Here is an 18,599-nt window from a genome sequence, read left to right on the forward strand (position 1 = left end):
TTTTGTGGTTCGAATGGTGCGGGGCGCGGGCGAGGCGATTCAATCGGCGAAAGTGGAATTCGGGCGATTATCGAACGCAAGATTGGCAGGCAACAAAAAGCCCGCCAATCGGCGGGCTTTTTGTGTTCAGCGGATGATCAGAACAACTTCATCTTCGGCGCTTCTTCCTTGAGCGGCTCGTTCTGCGCGGTCTGCGCATTCCAGCCACCGCCCAGGGCCTTGTACAGGTTGACCGCACTGGTCAGCTGCGCGAGGCGGTCGGTGATCAGCGATTGTTGCGCGCTGAACAGCTGACGCTGGGCATCGAGGAAGGTCAGGTTGCTGTCGACGCCGATGCGGTAGCGACGCTCGGCCAGGCGGTAGTAATCTTGGTTGGCGGCGACGAAATCACGCTGGGCCTGCAACTGCTCGGTGTAGGTCTGGCGGGCGGCCAGGCCATCGGCGACTTCCTGGAAGGCCGTTTGAATGGACTTCTCGTAGTTCGCCACGCCAATGTCCTTCTGGATCTTGGCGTAGTCGAGGCTGGCGCGCAGGCTGCCGGCGTTGAAGATCGGCAGGTTGATCTGCGGCTGGAACAGCCACGTGCCCGAACCGCCCTTGAACAGGCCGGACAGGTCCGGGCTCAGGCTGCCCGCGTTGGCGGTCAGGCTGATGCTCGGGAAGAACGCTGCACGGGCCGCGCCGATGTTGGCGTTGGCGGCCTTCAGGTTGTACTCGGCCTGAAGGATGTCCGGACGACGTTGCAGCAGATCCGACGGCAGACCGGCCGGCACGTCGGCCAGCAGGTCATCCGACAGCGGTTTGGCCGCTTGCAGGTTGGCCGGCACGCCGGTGCCGAGCAGCAGGGTCAGGCTGTTTTCGTCTTGGGCAACCTGGCGAGTGTAACGCGCCAGTTGTGCCCGGGCGTTTTCAACCGAGGTACGCGACTGCGCCAGGTCCAGTGCCGAAGCCACACCGACTTCGTTGCTGCGGCTGGTCAGCTTGTAGCTTTCCTCGAAAGCACCGAGGGTGTCCTGAGTCAGCTTCAGCAGTTCCTTGTCGGCCTGCCAGGTCAGGTAGGCGTTGGCCACGCTGGCCACCAGGCTGATCTGGGTGCTGCGGCGCGCTTCTTCGGTGGCGAAGTATTGTTGCAGCGCTTGTTCGCTTAGGCTGCGAACCCGACCGAACAGGTCGAGTTCGTAGGCGCTGATGCCGACGGTGGCGGAGTAGGAGCTGGTGATGCTCGACTCACCGGTCTGCGACGCACGGGCCGGAACCCGCTGACGGCTGCCGCTGGCATTGGCCGACACGGCCGGGAACAGGTCGGCGCGCTGGATGCGGTATTGAGCCGCGTAGGCGTCGATGTTCAGCGCCGCGACACGCAGGTCGCGGTTGTTTTCCAGGGCGACCTGGATCAGCTGCTGCAGGGCCGGGTCATGGAAAAACTGCTTCCAGCCCTGCTCGGCAGCGGCCTGTGCCGGTGCCTGGGCCGGCGAGTACGCCGGGCCCTGCGGGAATTGCGCGGCCACCGGTGCTTCCGGCTGCTGATAATCCGGTATCAGCGAGCAACCGCTCAGCACGAAGGCGGCGACTGCGATGGAGAGTAGCGACTTGCTCATTGGCCAGCCTCTTTAGGAGTTTCTATGGCGTCATCCTTGCCGGCGTTTTTGCGCTGACCCATGGACGACACAGTGACGAAGAACAGTGGAACCCAGAAAATCGCCAGGATCGTTGCGGTGAGCATACCGCCAATCACGCCGGTACCGATCGCGTGTTGACTGCCCGAGCCTGCGCCGGTGGAGATAGCCAACGGTACAACACCGAGGACGAAGGCCAGCGACGTCATGATGATCGGTCGCAGACGCATGCGGCAGGCTTCAATGGCCGCATCGCGCAGGCTGCGTCCCTGCTCGTGCAATTCCTTGGCGAACTCGACGATCAGAATGGCGTTTTTAGCCGCCAGACCAATGGTCGTCAACAGACCCACCTGGAAGTACACGTCGTTCGACAGGCCGCGCAGGCTGGTGGCCATCAGTGCACCGATGATCCCCAGTGGCACCACGAGCATGACCGCGATCGGAATCGACCAGCTTTCATACAGCGCCGCCAGACACAGGAACACCATCAGCAGCGACAGGGCGTACAGCGCCGGAGCCTGCGAGCCGGACAGTCGTTCTTCGTACGACAGACCGGTCCACGAGATACCCACGCCGGCCGGCAGTTTCTTGGCAATCGCCTCGACTTCGGCCATCGCTTCACCGGTGGAGTAGCCCGGAGCCGGGGCACCGAGGATCTCGACCGCTTCAACGCCGTTGTAACGCGCCAGCTTCGGCGAACCGTAGATCCACTCGCCCTTGGCGAATGCGGAGAACGGAACCATGGTGCCGGTCGCGTTACGCACGTACCACTTCTTCAGGTCTTCCGGGCTCATGCGCGAGTCTGGCCGGCCCTGCACGTACACCTTCTTCACCCGACCACGGTCGATGAAGTCGTTGACGTAGCTACTGCCCAGCGCAATCGACAGAGTGTTGTTGATGTCGGCGATGGTAATGCCCAGGGCACTGGCCTTCTCGTCATCGATTTCCAGCTGGAATTGCGGTTCGTCGTTCAGACCGTTCGGACGGACCTGCGTGAGCACCTTGCTCTGCGCGGCCATGCCGAGGAACTGGTTGCGCGCGGCCATCAACTTCTCGTGACCGATACCGGCGCGGTCCTGCAGGAACACGTCGAAACCGGTGGCGTTACCCAGCTCCAGTACGGCCGGCGGGGCGAAGGCGAACACCATCGCATCGCGGAAGCTGAAGAAGTGCTGCTGGGCGCGGGCGGCGAGTTTGAACACGCTGTTGTCGGCGTTACGTTCGTCCCACGGCTTGAGCATGATGAACGCCATACCCGAGCTCTGGCCACGGCCGGCGAAGTTGAAGCCGGTCACGGTGAACACCGAGGCTACTGCGTCGCCTTCACCGCCGTCCTTGGTCGGACGCAGCAAAAATTCACGCATTTCATCCACCACCACCTGAGTGCGCTGGGCACTGGAACCGGCTGGCGTCTGCACCTGGGCGAACAGAACGCCCTGGTCTTCTTCCGGCAGGAACGCGGTCGGGATGCGGGTGAACAGCCAGATCATGCCGACCACGATCAGCAGGTACGCCAGCAGATACGGTGCCTTGCGCGACAGCATGTTGCCGACACCGCGCTCGTAGCTGTTGACGCCACGGTCGAAGTTGCGGTTGAACCAGCCGAAGAAACCTTTTTTCGGCGCGCCGTGCTCACCGTGCGGAATTGCCTTGAGCATGGTGGCGCACAGCGCCGGGGTGAAGATCAGCGCGACCAGTACCGACAAGGCCATGGCCGACACGATGGTGATCGAGAACTGCTTGTAGATCACACCGGTGGAGCCGCTGAAGAACGCCATCGGCAGCAATACCGCCGACAGAACGAGGGCGATACCGACCAGGGCGCCCTGGATCTGGCCCATGGATTTCTTGGTCGCTTCCTTCGGTGACAAGCCTTCTTCGCTCATCACCCGCTCGACGTTTTCCACCACGACGATGGCGTCGTCCACCAGCAAGCCGATGGCCAGTACCATGCCGAACATGGTCAGGGTGTTGATGCTGAAACCGGCCGCCGCGAGGATGCCGAACGTACCGAGCAATACCACCGGCACGGTCATCGTGGTGATGACGGTGGCGCGGAAGTTCTGCAGGAACAGGAACATCACCAGGAACACCAGCGCAATCGCTTCGACCAGGGTGTGAACCACGCCTTTGATCGACTCGGTCACCACCGGCGTGGTGTCGTACGGGAACACCACTTCCATCCCTTGCGGGAAGAACGGCTTGAGGTCGTCAATCGTCTTGCGCAGTGCCTTGGCGGTGTCGAGAGCGTTGGCACCGTTGGCCAGTTTCACCGCCAGACCGGAAGCCGGGCTGCCGTTGAACTGGGCGCTGATCGCATAGTTCTCGCCACCCAGGCCGACGTCGGCGACATCTTTCAAGCGAACCTGCGAGCCGTCCTTGTTGACCTTGAGCAGAATCTCTTTGAACTGCTCGGCGGTCTGCAGACGGGTCTTGCCGATGATCGTGGCGTTCAGTTGCTGGCCCTGCACGGCAGGCAAGCCGCCGAGCTGACCGGACGACACCTGGACGTTCTGCGCCGCAATCGCGGTTTTCACGTCGACCGGGGTCAGGTTGAAGTTGTTCAACTTGGCCGGGTCGAGCCAGATGCGCATCGCGTACTGGGCACCGAAGACCTGGAAGTCACCGACACCGGCGGTCCGCGAGATCGGGTCCTGCATGTTCGACACGATGTAGTTGGACAGGTCGTCCTTGGTCATGCTGCCGTCACGCGACACCACACCGATCACCAGCAGGAAGTTCTTCACTGCCTTGGTCACGCGGATACCCTGTTGCTGCACTTCCTGCGGCAGCAGCGGGGTGGCCAGGTTCAGCTTGTTCTGGACCTGGACCTGCGCGGTGTCGGAGTTGGTGCCTTGCTCGAAGGTCGCGGTGATGGTCATGCTGCCGTCGGAGTTACTTTCCGAGGACACATAACGCAGGTTGTCGATACCGTTGAGCTGCTGCTCGATCACTTGCACCACGGTGTCCTGAACCGTCTGTGCCGAAGCACCCGGGTAGGTCACGGAGATGGCAATGGCCGGTGGCGCAATGCTCGGGTACTGGTTGATCGGCAGTTTCAGGATCGAAAGTGCCCCGACCAGCATGATCACCAGGGCAATTACCCAGGCGAAAATCGGACGGTCGATGAAAAATTTTGACATGGATTACTCCCCTTTGCCGCCGGCGGCTTTGTCAGCTGCCTGAGCGGGGGCCGGGTTCTTGTTGCCGACGTTGGTGGCTTCGGTCGCTTTGACCTCAACACCCGGTTTGACGAATTGCAGCCCTTCGGTGATCAGACGATCACCGGCCTTCAGGCCGTCTTCGATCAGCCACTGGCTGCCGACGGTGCGGCTGGCCTTGAGCTGACGCAGTTCGACCTTGTTGTCCGGGCCGACGACCAGCGCGGTCGGGGTGCCTTTGAGGTCGCGGGTCACGCCTTGTTGCGGCGCGAGGATCGCGGCGCTGTTCACACCGGCCTGCAACTGCGCGTGGACGAACATGCCCGGCAGCAGGGTGTGATCCGGGTTCGGGAACACGGCGCGCAGGGTCACGGAACCGGTGGTCTGATCGACCGACACTTCGGAGAATTCCAGCTTACCGTCGAGCTTGTACTGGCTGCCGTCTTCCAGGGTCAGCTTGACCGCAGCGGCGTTGTCGCCGGCCTTCTGCAGACGACCGCTTTCCAGTTCGCGGCGCAGTTCCAGCAACTCGACCGAGGACTGGGTGACGTCGACGTAGATCGGGTCCAGTTGCTGGATCACGGCCATCGCGTCGGTCTGGCCGCTGCTGACCAGCGCGCCTTCGGTCACCGAAGAGCGGCCGATACGACCGGAGATCGGTGCGTAGACCTTGGTGTAGCGCACGTTGATCTGTGCGGTCTGCAACGACGCTTCCGATTGCAGGCGGTTGGCCACGGCGGTGTCGTATTCCTGACGGCTGACGGCTTGCTCGTCGACCAGTTGCTTGTAGCGGTCGGAGATCGACTTGGTCGAACGCAGGTTGGCTTCGGCGCTTTTCAGGGTCGCTTCATAGACCGACGGATCGATCTGATACAGCTGCTGGCCGGCTTTGACATCGCCGCCTTCCTTGAACAGACGCTTGAGAATGATGCCGTTGACCTGCGGACGAACTTCGGCGATGCGGAACGCGCTGGTGCGGCCCGGCAGTTCGGAAGTCAGGGTAAAGGCTTGTGGTTGCAGGGTGACGACGCCGACCTGAGGAGGTGGTGCGGCGGGAGCCGCCTCTTCCTTTTTACATCCGCTGAGCAGCGATGCCAGGGCGACGGCAGTGACCAGAGCGGTAACAGCTGGCTTGAATTGCATGAAGATCCTCGGGTCAGGCGCGCGAAAAGCGCACAAGAAGTGTGGAAGGGTAAAAAAGGGTTACCGGGTGGATAAGTAGCTTGCTAAGGAATATACTTACGTTCATGGTTGTTTGTAAACACCTTGGCGTCGTATCCACCCTGTTACAAAAGTCGTCGCAAGGTCTGAAATTGTAGGCCGGGGAGCCGATCCGCGAGAGATCAACCCTTTTTTATTCAGCGGATATTCAGCCATCCCTGAAACATCCTGTTTGAGGTTTTACTGCCATGGTTCGTCGTACCAAAGAGGAAGCTCAGGAAACGCGCAGCCAGATTCTCGAAGCGGCCGAGAAGGCCTTCTATGAGCGGGGCGTGGCCCGCACGACGCTGTCGGACATCGCCACCCTGGCCGGGGTGACGCGCGGTGCCATCTACTGGCACTTCAGCAACAAGGCCGATCTGCTGCAAGCGATGCTCGATACCCTGCATGAGCCGCTGGACGAACTGGCCAAAGCCAGCGAGAGCGAGGACGAACCCGATCCGCTGGGCTGCATGCGCAAATTGCTGATTCATTTGTTTCATCAAGTTGCGCTGGACCCGAAGACCCGGCGCATCAACGAAATTCTGTTTCATAAGTGCGAGTTCACCGATGAAATGTGCGATCTGCGCCAACAGCGCCGGACCGCCAGCCTCGATTGCAATGTGCGGATCGCGCTGACATTGAGTAATGCGGTCAATCGTGGGCAGTTGCCGGCAGACCTCGATACCGCCCGGGCAGCCATCAGCATTCACGCCTATATCGATGGCCTTCTTTATGGATGGCTCTTGGCGCCGGACAGCTTCGAACTGTACGCCGAGGCCGAGCGCTGGGTCGATACCGGGCTGGACATGCTGCGCCTGAGCCCCAGCCTGCGCAAATGAAACAAAATTCGTTATTGGATCAGTTTGTGTCAATGACGGAGGAGGGTGAAGATCCCTGTTCACTCGCCCCGCTGCAATGGGATGCTTTTATATACCTCTCCGGCGCGGGTTGATATGTAGCGAGCTACGTATTTTGTAGGGATTTTGTGTCGAGCCTGTGAACGAATGTGAGCGGCTCGCCCACCCGGCGATCAATAAAAAGCCCCCGACTCTCGCGAGTCGGGGGCTTTTGTGTTTCTGCGGTGCGGCTTACAGCGTCGGGTAGTCGAGGTAGCCGACCGCGCCTTTGCCGTAGAAGGTTTCCGGGTGCGGTTCGTTCAGCGGCGCGTCGGCCTTCAGGCGGGCTGGCAGGTCCGGGTTGGCAATGAACGGGATGCCGAATGCCACGGCGTCAGCCTTGCCCTCGGCCAGCCACGCGTTGGCGCTGTCCTTGGTGAAGCGCTCGTTGGCGATGTATGCGCCGCCGAAGGCTTCTTTCAGTTGTGGGCCGAGGCTGTCGGCGCCTTCTTTCTCGCGGGAGCAGATGAAGGCAATGCCACGCTTGCCCAGTTCGCGGGCGACGTAGGTGAAGGTTTCGGCCAGGTTGTCGTCGCCCATGTCATGGGAGTCGGCGCGTGGTGCCAGGTGCACACCGACACGGCCGGCGCCCCAGACTTCGATCGCGGCGTCGGTCACTTCCAGCAGCAGGCGGGCACGGTTTTCCAGGGAGCCACCGTAGTTATCGGTGCGCTGGTTGGTGCTGCTTTGCAGGAACTGGTCGAGCAGGTAGCCGTTGGCGCCGTGGATTTCCACGCCGTCGAAACCGGCTGCCTTGGCGTTTTCTGCGCCGACGCGGTAGGCGTCGACGATGTCGGCGATTTCAGCGGTTTCCAGTGCGCGCGGGGTTGGATAGTCGGCCAGTGGGCGAACCAGGCTGACGTGGCCTTTAGGCTGGATGGCGCTCGGTGCAACCGGCGCTTCGCCGTTCAGGTACGACGGGTGGGAAACCCGGCCGACGTGCCACAGTTGCAGGACGATCTTGCCGCCGGCCGCGTGAACGGCCTTGGTCACGTTGGTCCAGCCGCGCACCTGATCGTTGGACCAGATGCCCGGGGTGTCCGGGTAGCCGACGCCCATCGGGGTCACCGATGTGGCTTCGCTGAGGATCAGGCCGGCCGAGGCGCGTTGTACGTAGTACTCGGCCATCAGCGCGTTCGGTACGCGGCCTTCGTCGGCGCGGCAGCGGGTCAGCGGCGCCATGATGATGCGGTTGGACAGCTCGAGGTCGCCCAGTTTGATCGGATCGAAAATTGTTGCCATGAGATACAACCCTCGTGAGGTAAGTGAGTGAATCAGTTAGCGGTGGCCAGCTCGGGATTGCCGTTCTGGCGGAATGTGATCAGGGTCACCAGCAGGGCCAGGACCGCGAGTGCTGCGGCGGCGAGAGGCACGCTGGTCAGGCCGTAGCCGTGGGCGATGACGCTGCCGCCGACCCAGGCGCCGAGGGCGTTGCCGACGTTGAAGGCGCCGATGTTCAGGGTCGACACCAGGTTCGGTGCGGCCTGGCCGTAGGTCACGACGTTCACTTGCAGGGCCGGTACGGCGGCGAAACACGCGGTGGCCCAGAGGAACAGGGTGATTTCGGTCGGGATCAGCGCGATGCTGGTCCAGGTCAGTACGGTGGAGGTCACGGCCATGGCGATGAACACGCCGATCAGCGTGGCGGCCAGGCCTTTGTCGGCCAGTTTGCCGCCGATGATGTTGCCGACGGTCAGGCCCAGGCCGATGAGCATCAGGGTCCAGGTCACGCCACGGGGCGAGACACCGGTGACATCGCCCAGCAGCGGTGCGACGTAAGTGAACAGGGTGAACACCGAGGCGGCGAACAGTGCGGTCATGCTCAGGGACAGCCAGATACCGGCGCCTTTGAGCGCGGCCAGTTCGGCGCGCATGTCGAGTTTTTCTTCGTCACGCTTGGCCGGCAGGAAGCGGATCAGGCCGATCAACGCGATCACACCGATCACCGTCACTGCCCAGAAAGTCGAGCGCCAGCCGGCTTCCTGACCGAGGGCGGTGCCCAGCGGTACGCCCAGCACGTTGGCCAGGGTCAGGCCGGTGAACATCAGGGCCACGGCCGAGGCGCGTTTGTTCGGCGCCACCAGGTTGGCCGCGACCACCGAACCGATGCCGAAGAACGCACCGTGGCAGAGGGCTGTAACGACCCGGGCGAACATCAGCACCTCGTAATCAGTGGCGATGGCGCAGAGCAGGTTGCCGATAATGAAGATGCCCATCAGCGTTACCAGTGCAGCCTTGCGCGGCAGTTTTGCAGTGGCCATTGCCATGAACGGTGCACCAATCGCCACGCCCAAGGCGTAGCCGGTCACCAGCCAGCCGGCGCCGGGAATCGACACACCGAGGTCAGCCGCGACATTGGGCAGCAGGCCCATGATGACGAACTCGGTGGTGCCGATGGCGAAGGCGCTCAAGGCGAGTATGAGTAGCGAGAGGGGCATCGTTTAGTCCTTTTGGCTGGCTGACGTTAAGGGTCAGAGCTCTTTGCTGAGGGTGCTGAGGAACGCCTGGATCACGTCCTCGTTGCGTTTGAAAAAGTGCCACTGGCCGGCTTTCTGGCTGCTGATCAGCCCGGCCCGTTGCAGGGTGGCCAGGTGGGCGGAAACGGTCGACTGCGACAGGCCGCAACGTTGATCGATCTGCCCGGCGCAGATGCCGTACTCGTGGTTGTGGATCTGTTCCGGAAACTGGGCTTTCGGGTCTTTCAGCCAGTTGAGGATGTCTCGCCGTACTGGGTGTGCCAGGGCTTTTATTATTTCGTCGAGGTCAATGTTCATGGCTGGGTGCTCGTGATGTGTGTAGCGCTATATCGCGATGAGGCGAACTTTATATCGGTGCTTCGCGATACACCAATATGAATTTGATCTGATGACCGCATAAATCGGTATATCGGGTTATAACGATATGTGAGGTGTAAACAAACGCGGGCGCGGTGCTAAGCTGCGCCCATGAACTATCTCGCACATTTACACCTCGGTGGCCAGCGCCCCGGTCAACTGCTCGGCAGTCTGTATGGCGATTTCGTCAAAGGGCGGCTGCAAGGGCAGTTCGACCCGGAGATCGAAGCGGCGATTGCCCTGCATCGGCAAATCGACGTGTTCACTGATCGCCATCCATTGGTGGACGCTTCACTGGCGCGGTTTTCCACGACTCGCCGCCGATACGCGGGCATCGTTCTCGACGTGTTTTTCGACCATTGCCTGGCGCGGGACTGGACGCAGTACGCCGACCGACCGCTCGGCCAATTCACCACCGACGTTTACCGCGTGCTGACCAGCGAGCGGCAATTGCCCGAGCGCCTGGCGAAGATCGCCCCGCACATGGTGGCCAATGACTGGTTGGGTTCGTATCAGGAGTTCGAAGTGCTGGAGCAGGTGTTGCGCGGGATCTCCCGGCGCCTGACCCGACCTGAAGAACTGGCGGGGGCGATGGAGGAATTGCGCCGGTTGTACGAACCGTTGAGCGAGGACTTTCGTTTGTTCTACCCACAGCTGCAGGACTTTGCCGGCCGGCAGCTGTAGATAGACGTTGCCGATCAGGCCGCGATCAGATCGCGGGCGTGTTGCGCTTCGACCGGTTTGAGCACATCACCGAACAAGGCTTTCTGCACCGCTTGCTGGGCTTCGAACGCCAGTGCCGCGCGTTCCCGGCCCTGGCAGGCAATCGGCTTGAGCAGATGAACTTCCACATCGCCGCAGTCGTTGCTGAACAGGCGCATCAGGTGCGACAGCAGATCATCGTCACCAATGAACGGCGCCAGCGAATCGATCTTGCCATCGCGCAGATAACGGATCGCCACTGGTTGCAGCTTCACCTCGGAATCAATCGCCGCCGACAGCAGGCGACCGTGAAAGGTACGCAGCGAACGACCATCGGTGGTGGTGCCTTCCGGGAACATCAGCAGCGGATGATCGGTTTGCAGGTGACGGGTCATCTGCTTGCGGATCAGCTGGCTGTCGCCCGAACCGCGACGGATGAACAGGCTGCCGGCCTTCGCCGCCAACCAACCGGCCACCGGCCAGGTGCGCACTTCGGCCTTGGACAGAAACGACAGCGGCGTGAGCATGCCGAGCAGCGGAATGTCGGTCCACGACACATGGTTGCTGACCCACAGCATCGGCTGCTTCGGCAGCTCACCATGCACGGTCACGCGAAAGGGCAGGGCATTGCTCAAACGCGCCATGAAAAACCGCGACCAGCGCTGCCGACGCTCCATCGAATGGGCCAGACCCAGACGCTCGAAAACCCCGAAGACACTGGCCATGCTCAGGCCCAGCGTCACCACCAGCAGCACTCGCGCGATCCGCGCGTACACCCGCAGCCGGCTCATTACACAGCCGCCTTGAAGTGCTTGGCGTAGCGCGGGCAGAGTTCGTCGCGTTTGAGCAGGATGAACACGTCGGCGACCTGGAAGTCTTCGTCCCAGCACGGCTCGCCGCAGATCTTCGCGCCCAGGCGCATGTAGGCCTTGAGCAGCGGTGGCATTTCGGCGATCACGTTCGACGGAATGTCGAGGCTTGGCAGCGGATTCTTCGGTTCGGCGCGCAGGTGTTCGGTGCACAGATAGCGTTCGCGCAGGCGCTGCATGATCGCGTGGGCCTGCACGCCGCCGTCCTGCATCGGGATGCTTGCGCAGCCCATCAGATAGCTGTAGCCGCCCTGATTGAGGACTTCGGCCAGTTCGCCCCAGAGCACGGCGATGGTGCCGCCGTTGCGGTAGGCTGGATCGACGCAGGTGCGACCGATTTCCAGGATCGGGCCTTGCAGACCGGCGAGGCCGTGCAGGCTGAATTCTTCTTCGCTGTAGAACTTGCCCAGGCTGCTGGCGGCGGTGTGATCGAGCAAACGGGTGGTCGCCACCAGGCGGCCGGTGTTCAGGTCACGCACGCCGATGTGGCTGCAGTGAACATCATAGTCATCCATGTCCAGACCCAGCTCCGCGCCGTTCAGCTTGGCGTTGAACTCGCCGCTGAACACGTTGAAGCGCAAGGCCTGGGCTTGCTGCAAGGCCTCGGCGCCGATCAGGCGTTCGGCTTGCAGGCGGCGTTCATTGCCGGTGTCGCTGATGCGGGCGATCTGAGTCATGTGAATCTCCGTACGGGCCTTGAACCCGTCATGGGTTGCAGCCGATCGACTTTCTTTATGCAGCCGTGTTGTGCAAAGTCAGGCTATGTAGCCCCGGTGTCATCGCCATGAATGTTTGGTGATGCTTATATGACAGCCCACGAGGAGCCTCTGATGACCTGGTCGACCCTGCTTGAATGCCGCGAACGCCTGCCTGCTGTTGCCGACCTGGCGGAGGGTTTCGCCACGTTGCTGCATCAACTGGGCAGCGTGACGCCGTTCGAACTGGCGGTGGCGGGAGGGCGGCGGATGGCGACGCCGGGGCTGGCGTTTCTGGTGGGTTATCAGGCGGCGCTGCGCATGCTTTGGCCGAGCGCGCCGCCAAGCCTCGGCGCGTTGTGTGCAACCGAGCAGCGCAGCCTGCGCCCGGCAGACATGCAGACCCGGCTCACGGATCTGCGTCTCACTGGACAAAAGGATTTCGTCACCGCCGGCGATGCGGCGGACTGGCTGCTGATCGCCGCGCGCAGTGAACAACCGGGCGAATCGCCGCGCCTGAGTCTGGCGGTGGTGTACCCCGGCGAACCCGGCGTGCGGGTGGAAAAACTGCCGGCGCTGCCGTTGATGCCGGACATCAGCCATGGTCGGCTGCATCTCGACGATGCGTTGTGCGAGTTGCTCGCGGGGGATGGCTGGGATGCCTACGTCAAACCGTTCCGCACCCTTGAGGACGTTTATGTGCTCAGCGCGATGACCGCGTGGTTATACGGCGTCGGTCAGGACAGCGGCTGGCCGCAGCCGCTGCAATTGCGTTTGCTGGCGCTGTTGGCCGGATGTGCGGAAGTTAGTCGCCAGCCACCGAACAATCCGGCGGGGCATGTGTTGCTCGGCGGATTGTTTGCGCAGTTCGACGGGCTCAAAGCGGAAGTCGATCAGGCACTGCGCGACGGCAATCCTGAGTGGGCGGCGATGTGGCAGCGCGATCAATCGGTCATGCAACTGGCGGCTGGCGCGCGGGCCAAACGACTGGCCAAGGCGTTGGCGGCAAGTCAAAACACATCTGTCATGAACGCCGGCTAGTCTTGTCAGGTTCATCCCCAGAGCCCTCACCATGTTCAAAGGCCTGTCCCTGTTTCTGCTGCTGATCAGCTTCACGGTTCAGGCCGAGCAATGGCCGGGCGAGCAGTGGCCGACCGGCCCGAAAGTCACCGGTCCCGCCGTCGAGGCTTTGGAGGCCTACGCCTTCCCGACCCGCGATGACAACAGCCGCCAAGGCATCCGCACCGACGCCTTGCTGGTGATCCGCGACGGCCAGCTCATCTACGAACGCTACGCCGCCGCGACCACCGCCGACACCCCGCACCTGACCTGGTCGATCAGCAAAAGCCTGATGGCCACGGTGCTCGGCGTGGCGTACGGCGAAGGCCTGTTCAAGCTCGATGATCCGGCCGCGAAGTTTTATCCGGCGCTGGAAAAACACCCGGCCATTACCCTCAAGGATCTGCTGCACTGGGCCTCGGGCATCGACTGGCAGGAAGACTACGAATACGCCCCGCTGAAATCCTCGGTGGTGGCGATGCTCTACACCCGTGGCCACCGCGACATGGCCGCCTTCACCGCCGATCACGACAGCTACGCGCCAGCGGGGCAGGCGTTCCGTTATTCCAGCGGCGACAGCAATCTGTTGGCAGCGGCACTGAAAACCATCGTCGGCCCGCAGCGTTATCCGGACTATCCGTGGACAGCGCTTTTCGATCCCTTGGGCATCCGCCATGCCACCTGGGAAACCGATGCGACGGGCACCTTCGTCGCCTCTTCCTACGCCTATATGACAGCTCGGGATCTGGCGCGAATCGGTCTGCTGATGGAACGGGACGGACGCTGGAACGACCGGCAGTTGTTGCCCAAGGATTGGGTCGCCTTCAACCGCCAACCCTTCGCCGGCTACAAGGCCCATCAGGACGAAGCCGTGCCCGGCGGCCAGTGGTGGCTCAATCGCCCGGCAGACGGCGCGCCTTCTCCGTGGCCCGACGCACCGCCCGACACCTTCGCCGCCCTCGGCCACTGGGGCCAGGCGCTGTACGTGATCCCGAGCGAAAAACTGGTGATCGTGCGCTACGCCGATGACCGCGACGGCAGCTATCGCCACAACGAATTGCTCAAGCGCGTGCTCGGGGCGGTGCGGCCATGAAACTGTTCAAACGCATCCTGCTGGTGCTGTTGATCGTGCTGCTGGGCTGGGGCTGGCACGAGCGCGAAAACCTGTGGGCCTTTCCGGGCATCATCAGCGCCTACACCGCCAAGGAATATTGTTCGTGCCGCTACGTCATGAACAACGACGCCGAGTATTGCCGGGGCTACGTCAAGCAGTGGCTGCCCAGCGAACTGACCGATGACCGCACGCAAAAAATCGTCACCGCCAGCGGCCTGGGACGCAGCAACAGCGCCCAATGGTTAGGCGAACGCCAGGGCTGTCGCCTGCAACCCTGATCCGGTTCCACCCTGTGGAACCACATTCGATTGTCCTCTCGCGTGTCTCGCGGTTATCTGGCGGTGAGCACGACCTGCCGTTCACGTGTCGTGAAACAACACCGAACAACAAGACCGGGAACACCCGCGCGAGGAGAACCGTCATGCCCCGACATCAGCACATTCTGGCCTGGCTCAACGATGTGGCCAGTGACCTGCACGCCACCCGCCAGGACATTCACGCCCACCCTGAACTCGGTTTCGAGGAAAGCCGCACTTCGGCGCTGGTCGCCAGGTCGCTCGAAGACTGGGGGCTATGAAGTCCACACCGGCGTCGGCAAGACTGGCGTGGTCGGCGTGCTGCGCAACGGCAGCAGCACACGCAAACTCGGGCTGCGGGCCGACATGGATGCGCTGCCGATCATCGAGAACACCGGCGTCGCCTACAGCAGCCGTCATCAAGGCTGCATGCACGCCTGCGGGCATGACGGGCACACCGCGATGCTGCTCGGCGCGGCACGTTATCTGGCGGCGACCCGTCAGTTCGACGGCACCCTGACGCTGATTTTCCAGCCCGCCGAAGAAGGCCAGGGCGGGGCCGAAGCGATGCTCGCCGACGGCCTGCTCGAACGCTTCCCGTGCGATGCGCTGTTCGGCATGCACAACATGCCGGGTCTGCCGGCGGGGCATCTGGGCTTTCGCGAAGGGCCGATGATGGCTTCGCAGGATCTGCTCACGGTGACCATTGAAGGCGTCGGCGGCCATGGCTCGATGCCGCATCTGGCGGTGGATCCGCTGGTCGCCGCAGCCAGTGTGGTGATGGCTTTGCAAACCGTGGTCGCGCGCAATATCGACGCGCAGCAGGCGGCGGTGGTAACGGTCGGCGCGTTGCAAGCCGGCGAGGCGGCGAACGTGATTCCGCAACAGGCGATCCTGCGGCTGAGCCTGCGTGCACTGAACGCTGAGGTCCGCGTTCAAACACTGGACCGCGTACGTTCGATCATCGAGGCCCAGGCCGAAAGCTTCGGCTGCACCTCGACCATCGAACACCGCCCGGCCTACCCGGTGCTGGTCAACCACGCCGCTGAAACCGAGTTCGCCCGTCAGGTCGGCGTCGAACTGGTCGGCACCGACGCCGTCGATGGCAACACACCCAAGCTGATGGGCAGCGAAGACTTCGCCTGGATGCTCCAGCGCTGCCCCGGCGCCTACCTGTTCATCGGCAACGGCGTGGCGCGGCCGATGGTGCATAACCCGGCGTACGACTTCAACGATGACATCTTGCTGACCGGCGCGGCGTATTGGGGCGCGCTCACCGAGAGCTGGCTCAAGCCGGTCTGATTTCTTCACTTTTTGCTGCCGCTGGAACGCAGGTGCGCACGCGCCTGCGTGGTCAACCAACAGCTTCTGGAGAATCCCCATGCAGACTTCGAACGCAGGCGTTTCGCGCACCCGGCAAGTGGTTGCCGCCGTCATCGGCAACGCCCTGGAATGGTACGACTTCATCGTTTACGGCTTTCTGGCGAGCATCATCGCCCGGCAATTTTTCCCGTCCGACGACGACTACGCCTCGCTGCTGATGGCGCTGGCGACTTTCGGTGTCGGCTTTTTCATGCGCCCGGTGGGCGGCATCCTGCTCGGCATCTACTCCGACCGCAAAGGGCGCAAAGCCGCGATGCAGATGATCATCCGCCTGATGACCGTGTCCATCGCCCTGATCGCGTTCGCGCCGAACTACGCTGCCATCGGCATGGGCGCGCCGTTGCTGATTGTGGTGGCGCGGATGCTTCAGGGTTTCGCCACGGGCGGTGAATACGCCAGCGCCACGGCGTTTCTGGTGGAGAGCGCGCCGGCCCATCGCAAGGGGTTGTACGGTTCGTGGCAACTGGTCGGGCAATGCCTGGCGGTGTTCAGCGGCGCGGCAATGGTGGCGCTGGTCACGCATCTGTTTTCCCCCGAAGCGCTGGACAGCTGGGGCTGGCGGATTCCGTTCGTGCTCGGCCTGTTGATCGGTCCGGTAGGCTTGTGGATTCGCAAGCACATGGAAGAACCGGAAGAATTTCTCGAAGCGCGCAAGAAAGCCAAAGGCGCCGCGCCGGGCCTGTGGCAGGTGCTTCGCGAACATCGCCGCAGCCTGCTGGTGTCGATGGGCCTGGCATGCGGCGCGACGGTGTCGTTCTACGTGGTGCTGGTGAACATGCCGACCTTCGCCCACAAGAACCTCGGCCTGCCGCTGGATCAGGTGTTGCTGGTGCAGATGCTCGCGGTGGGGCTGATGACCGTGGTGATTCCGTTCTCCGGCGCACTGTCGGATCGCCTCGGTCGGCGGCCGGTGCTGATGGCGTTCACCCTGGCGTTTTTCGTCATGGTCTATCCGCTTTATGTGTGGGTCGCGGCGGCGCCGTCGATCGAGCGTTTGCTGGTGATGCAACTGCTGCTGTGCACGGCAATCGGCGGGTTCTTCGGCCCGGCCCCGACCGCATTGGCTGAGCAGTTCCCGATTGAAGTGCGCTCCACCGGCGTGTCGGTGGCCTATAACGTGGCGGTGACGGTGTTCGGTGGTTTCGCGCCGCTGATCGTCACCTGGCTGAGTAAAGTCCTGAACACCCCGGTGGCGCCGTCGTTCTATGTCTTGTTCGCTTGCCTGCTGACCCTGCTCGGTACTTACTGTTTGCAGGAGGCACCACGCGCGAAGAAATCCGTTGCGCTCAACCTGGGAGTGAAACCGTGAGTCCGTTAGCCATTGATCCGATTGTCGCCCTCGACGCCGATGCGCTGTCCCGGGCGATCCATGCCCGCAAGGTGTCGTGCCGCGAGGTGATGTTGGCGTACATGACGCACATCGACCGCTTCAATCCGGCGGTCAACGCGCTGGTCTCGCTGCGCCCGCAGGACGTGCTGCTGAGCGAGGCCGATGAATGCGACCGGCAACTGGATCGCGGCGAATCCCGAGGCTGGATGCATGGTATGCCCCAGGCGATCAAGGACCTGGCGGCCACCGCCGGGCTGCGCACGACCCTCGGCTCGCCGCTGTTCGCCGAGCAAGTGCCGCAGCACGATGCGATCAGCGTGGCGCGGGTGCGCGACTGCGGCGCGATCATCATCGGCAAAAGCAACGTCCCGGAATTCGGCCTCGGCTCGCAGACCTACAACAGCGTGTTCGGCACCACCACCAACGCCTACGATCCGGGCCTGATCGCCGGCGGCAGCAGCGGCGGGGCGGCGGTAGCGCTGGCCCTGCGTCTGCTGCCGGTGGCCGATGGCAGCGACATGATGGGCTCGCTGCGCAACCCGGCGGCGTTCAACAACGTGTTCGGTTTTCGCCCGTCCCAGGGCCGCGTGCCCCATGGCCCGATGCCGGAAGTGTTCGTTCAGCAACTGGCCACCGAAGGGCCGATGGGGCGCACGGTCACCGACGTCGCGCGATTGCTCTCGACCCAGGCCGGCTACGATCCGCGCGTGCCGCTGTCGCTGGCCGATGAACCTCGCGACTTCGGACTGGATCTGCAACAGGACTGCAGCGGTCTGCGCCTCGGCTGGCTCGGCGATTACAACGGCTATCTGCCGATGGACGACGGCGTGTTGAGCCTGTGCGAATCGGCGCTGGCGGATTTCAGTGCGCTGGGTTGTCAGGTCGAGGCCTGTCAGCCGGAGTTTTCCATGGAGCGCCTGTGGCAGACCTGGCTCACCCACCGGCATTTTCTGGTACAGGGCAGCCTCGGCGCGGCCTATGCCGATCCGCAAAAACGGGCGCTGCTCAAGCCCGAAGCACAATGGGAAATCGAGGGCGGTCTGCGTCTGACCGCTGCCGAGGTCTATCAGGCGTCGGTGGCGCGCAGCGAGTGGTATCGCGCGTTGAGCGAGTTGTTCGAGCGTTACGATTTCCTGCTGTTGCCCACCGCCCAAGTGTTCCCTTTTGATGCACAGCAACCGTGGCCGCGAGTCGTCGGCGGGCAAACCATGGACACCTATCACCGCTGGATGGAAGTGGTGATCGGCCCGACCCTGGCGGGGCTGCCGAGCATCAGCGTGCCGGTGGGTTTCAACCCGGTCGGGCTGCCGATGGGCCTGCAAATCATCGGCCCGGCCCAGGCGGATCGGGCGGTGCTGCAACTGGCCTATGCTCATGAGCAACTGACGCGCTGGGTCGAACGGCGACCGCCGGCGTGCCTGCAATCGGCCTGAGCGGCCCG

General features: G+C 62.9%; 15 protein-coding genes and 1 pseudogene. 8 read left to right on the forward strand and 8 right to left on the reverse strand.

What is annotated here, in order from left to right:
* Nucleotides 1-137: 137 nt before the first annotated feature.
* Genes emhC through emhA form a run of 3 tightly spaced genes read right to left on the reverse strand, consistent with a single transcriptional unit; the run spans nt 138 to nt 5,920 of the window.
* Nucleotides 138-1,598, reverse strand: a complete 1,461-nt coding sequence (emhC, locus tag ABTV87_RS06560) for an efflux RND transporter outer membrane subunit EmhC (protein WP_102718199.1) — start codon at nt 1,596-1,598, stop codon at nt 138-140.
* The gene (gene emhB, locus ABTV87_RS06565; RefSeq protein WP_433899152.1) at nt 1,595-4,759 is read right to left on the reverse strand and encodes an efflux RND transporter permease subunit EmhB; all 3,165 of its coding nucleotides are present in this window, start codon (nt 4,757-4,759) and stop codon (nt 1,595-1,597) included. Before emhB ends, emhC begins: the two co-directional genes overlap by 4 nt.
* Nucleotides 4,760-4,762: 3 nt before the next feature.
* Nucleotides 4,763-5,920, reverse strand: coding sequence for an efflux RND transporter periplasmic adaptor subunit EmhA (gene emhA, locus ABTV87_RS06570; RefSeq protein WP_007957848.1), 1,158 nt, complete (start codon nt 5,918-5,920; stop codon nt 4,763-4,765).
* Nucleotides 5,921-6,186: 266 nt separating this feature from the next.
* Between emhA and emhR the strand changes: the two genes are divergently transcribed.
* Complete coding sequence (gene emhR / locus ABTV87_RS06575; protein ID WP_007957850.1) at nt 6,187-6,819, forward strand: efflux system transcriptional repressor EmhR; 633 nt, start codon at nt 6,187-6,189, stop codon at nt 6,817-6,819.
* A gap of 249 nt (nt 6,820-7,068) precedes the next feature.
* On the opposite strand, the gene ABTV87_RS06580 is transcribed toward emhR, so the two are convergent.
* From ABTV87_RS06580 to ABTV87_RS06590, 3 genes are read right to left on the reverse strand one after another with little or no spacing between them, the layout of a single operon-like run.
* The gene (locus ABTV87_RS06580; RefSeq protein ID WP_115076835.1) at nt 7,069-8,118 is read right to left on the reverse strand and encodes an alkene reductase; all 1,050 of its coding nucleotides are present in this window, start codon (nt 8,116-8,118) and stop codon (nt 7,069-7,071) included.
* Nucleotides 8,119-8,150: 32 nt separating this feature from the next.
* Nucleotides 8,151-9,314 carry an MFS transporter gene (locus tag ABTV87_RS06585; protein ID WP_007957864.1) on the reverse strand — a complete coding sequence of 388 codons (1,164 nt, stop codon included), beginning with the start codon at nt 9,312-9,314 and terminating at the stop codon, nt 8,151-8,153.
* Nucleotides 9,315-9,347: 33 nt separating this feature from the next.
* Nucleotides 9,348-9,650: an ArsR/SmtB family transcription factor gene (locus ABTV87_RS06590; RefSeq protein ID WP_007957866.1), complete on the reverse strand. Its 303-nt coding sequence runs from the start codon at nt 9,648-9,650 to the stop codon at nt 9,348-9,350.
* 171 nt (nt 9,651-9,821) lie between these two features.
* On the opposite strand from ABTV87_RS06590, the gene ABTV87_RS06595 reads away from it, so the two are divergent.
* Nucleotides 9,822-10,394 (forward strand): ACP phosphodiesterase, encoded by a 573-nt coding sequence (locus tag ABTV87_RS06595; protein ID WP_085605423.1) that lies wholly within the window; start codon nt 9,822-9,824, stop codon nt 10,392-10,394.
* Between the two features lie 14 nt (nt 10,395-10,408).
* On the opposite strand, the gene ABTV87_RS06600 is transcribed toward ABTV87_RS06595, so the two are convergent.
* Both ABTV87_RS06600 and olsB read right to left on the reverse strand, forming a co-directional pair.
* Nucleotides 10,409-11,203 carry a lysophospholipid acyltransferase family protein gene (locus ABTV87_RS06600; protein ID WP_179692410.1) on the reverse strand — a complete coding sequence of 265 codons (795 nt, stop codon included), beginning with the start codon at nt 11,201-11,203 and terminating at the stop codon, nt 10,409-10,411.
* On the reverse strand, nt 11,203-11,958 hold the full coding sequence (gene olsB / locus ABTV87_RS06605) for an L-ornithine N(alpha)-acyltransferase (RefSeq protein WP_007957877.1): 756 nt from the start codon (nt 11,956-11,958) through the stop codon (nt 11,203-11,205). The genes ABTV87_RS06600 and olsB overlap by 1 nt, the downstream gene beginning before the upstream one ends.
* Nucleotides 11,959-12,111: 153 nt before the next feature.
* Here olsB and ABTV87_RS06610 point away from each other — a divergent pair, with 153 nt between their 5' ends.
* The 6 genes and pseudogenes from ABTV87_RS06610 (at nt 12,112) to ABTV87_RS06635 (ending at nt 18,591) form a co-directional block, all read left to right on the forward strand.
* Nucleotides 12,112-13,017, forward strand: coding sequence for an acyl-CoA dehydrogenase family protein (locus ABTV87_RS06610; protein WP_221532846.1), 906 nt, complete (start codon nt 12,112-12,114; stop codon nt 13,015-13,017).
* A 31-nt stretch (nt 13,018-13,048) separates the two neighbouring features.
* On the forward strand, nt 13,049-14,128 hold the full coding sequence (locus ABTV87_RS06615; protein WP_258712998.1) for a serine hydrolase domain-containing protein: 1,080 nt from the start codon (nt 13,049-13,051) through the stop codon (nt 14,126-14,128).
* Nucleotides 14,125-14,427, forward strand: coding sequence for an amidase (locus ABTV87_RS06620; protein WP_085605431.1), 303 nt, complete (start codon nt 14,125-14,127; stop codon nt 14,425-14,427). The genes ABTV87_RS06615 and ABTV87_RS06620 overlap by 4 nt, the downstream gene beginning before the upstream one ends.
* Nucleotides 14,428-14,570: 143 nt before the next feature.
* Nucleotides 14,571-15,747 (forward strand): annotated as a pseudogene (locus ABTV87_RS06625) (M20 aminoacylase family protein).
* A 79-nt stretch (nt 15,748-15,826) separates the two neighbouring features.
* Nucleotides 15,827-17,137 carry a citrate-proton symporter gene (locus ABTV87_RS06630; RefSeq protein ID WP_258713000.1) on the forward strand — a complete coding sequence of 437 codons (1,311 nt, stop codon included), beginning with the start codon at nt 15,827-15,829 and terminating at the stop codon, nt 17,135-17,137.
* Complete coding sequence (locus tag ABTV87_RS06635; RefSeq protein WP_258713001.1) at nt 17,134-18,591, forward strand: amidase; 1,458 nt, start codon at nt 17,134-17,136, stop codon at nt 18,589-18,591. Before ABTV87_RS06630 ends, ABTV87_RS06635 begins: the two co-directional genes overlap by 4 nt.
* The last annotated feature ends 8 nt before the right edge of the window (nt 18,592-18,599 follow it).

The sequence above is a fragment of the Pseudomonas sp. PSE1(2024) genome (assembly GCF_050990555.1).
Classification (GTDB): domain Bacteria; phylum Pseudomonadota; class Gammaproteobacteria; order Pseudomonadales; family Pseudomonadaceae; genus Aquipseudomonas; species Aquipseudomonas aphyarum.

Excerpts from the sequence above, each read along its gene's own strand:
- ABTV87_RS06595 (WP_085605423.1), top strand. The coding sequence starts at position 9,822 with ATGAACTATCTCGCACATTTACACCTCGGTGGCCAGCGCCCCGGTCAA.
- ABTV87_RS06615 (WP_258712998.1), top strand. The coding sequence starts at position 13,049 with ATGTTCAAAGGCCTGTCCCTGTTTCTGCTGCTGATCAGCTTCACGGTT.
- emhA (WP_007957848.1), bottom strand. The coding sequence starts at position 5,920 with ATGCAATTCAAGCCAGCTGTTACCGCTCTGGTCACTGCCGTCGCCCTG.
- emhB (WP_433899152.1), bottom strand. The coding sequence starts at position 4,759 with ATGTCAAAATTTTTCATCGACCGTCCGATTTTCGCCTGGGTAATTGCC.
- ABTV87_RS06590 (WP_007957866.1), bottom strand. The coding sequence starts at position 9,650 with ATGAACATTGACCTCGACGAAATAATAAAAGCCCTGGCACACCCAGTA.
- emhR (WP_007957850.1), top strand. The coding sequence starts at position 6,187 with ATGGTTCGTCGTACCAAAGAGGAAGCTCAGGAAACGCGCAGCCAGATT.
- ABTV87_RS06580 (WP_115076835.1), bottom strand. The coding sequence starts at position 8,118 with ATGGCAACAATTTTCGATCCGATCAAACTGGGCGACCTCGAGCTGTCC.
- emhC (WP_102718199.1), bottom strand. The coding sequence starts at position 1,598 with ATGAGCAAGTCGCTACTCTCCATCGCAGTCGCCGCCTTCGTGCTGAGC.
- ABTV87_RS06585 (WP_007957864.1), bottom strand. The coding sequence starts at position 9,314 with ATGCCCCTCTCGCTACTCATACTCGCCTTGAGCGCCTTCGCCATCGGC.
- ABTV87_RS06600 (WP_179692410.1), bottom strand. The coding sequence starts at position 11,203 with ATGAGCCGGCTGCGGGTGTACGCGCGGATCGCGCGAGTGCTGCTGGTG.
- olsB (WP_007957877.1), bottom strand. The coding sequence starts at position 11,958 with ATGACTCAGATCGCCCGCATCAGCGACACCGGCAATGAACGCCGCCTG.
- ABTV87_RS06610 (WP_221532846.1), top strand. The coding sequence starts at position 12,112 with ATGACCTGGTCGACCCTGCTTGAATGCCGCGAACGCCTGCCTGCTGTT.
- ABTV87_RS06630 (WP_258713000.1), top strand. The coding sequence starts at position 15,827 with ATGCAGACTTCGAACGCAGGCGTTTCGCGCACCCGGCAAGTGGTTGCC.
- ABTV87_RS06620 (WP_085605431.1), top strand. The coding sequence starts at position 14,125 with ATGAAACTGTTCAAACGCATCCTGCTGGTGCTGTTGATCGTGCTGCTG.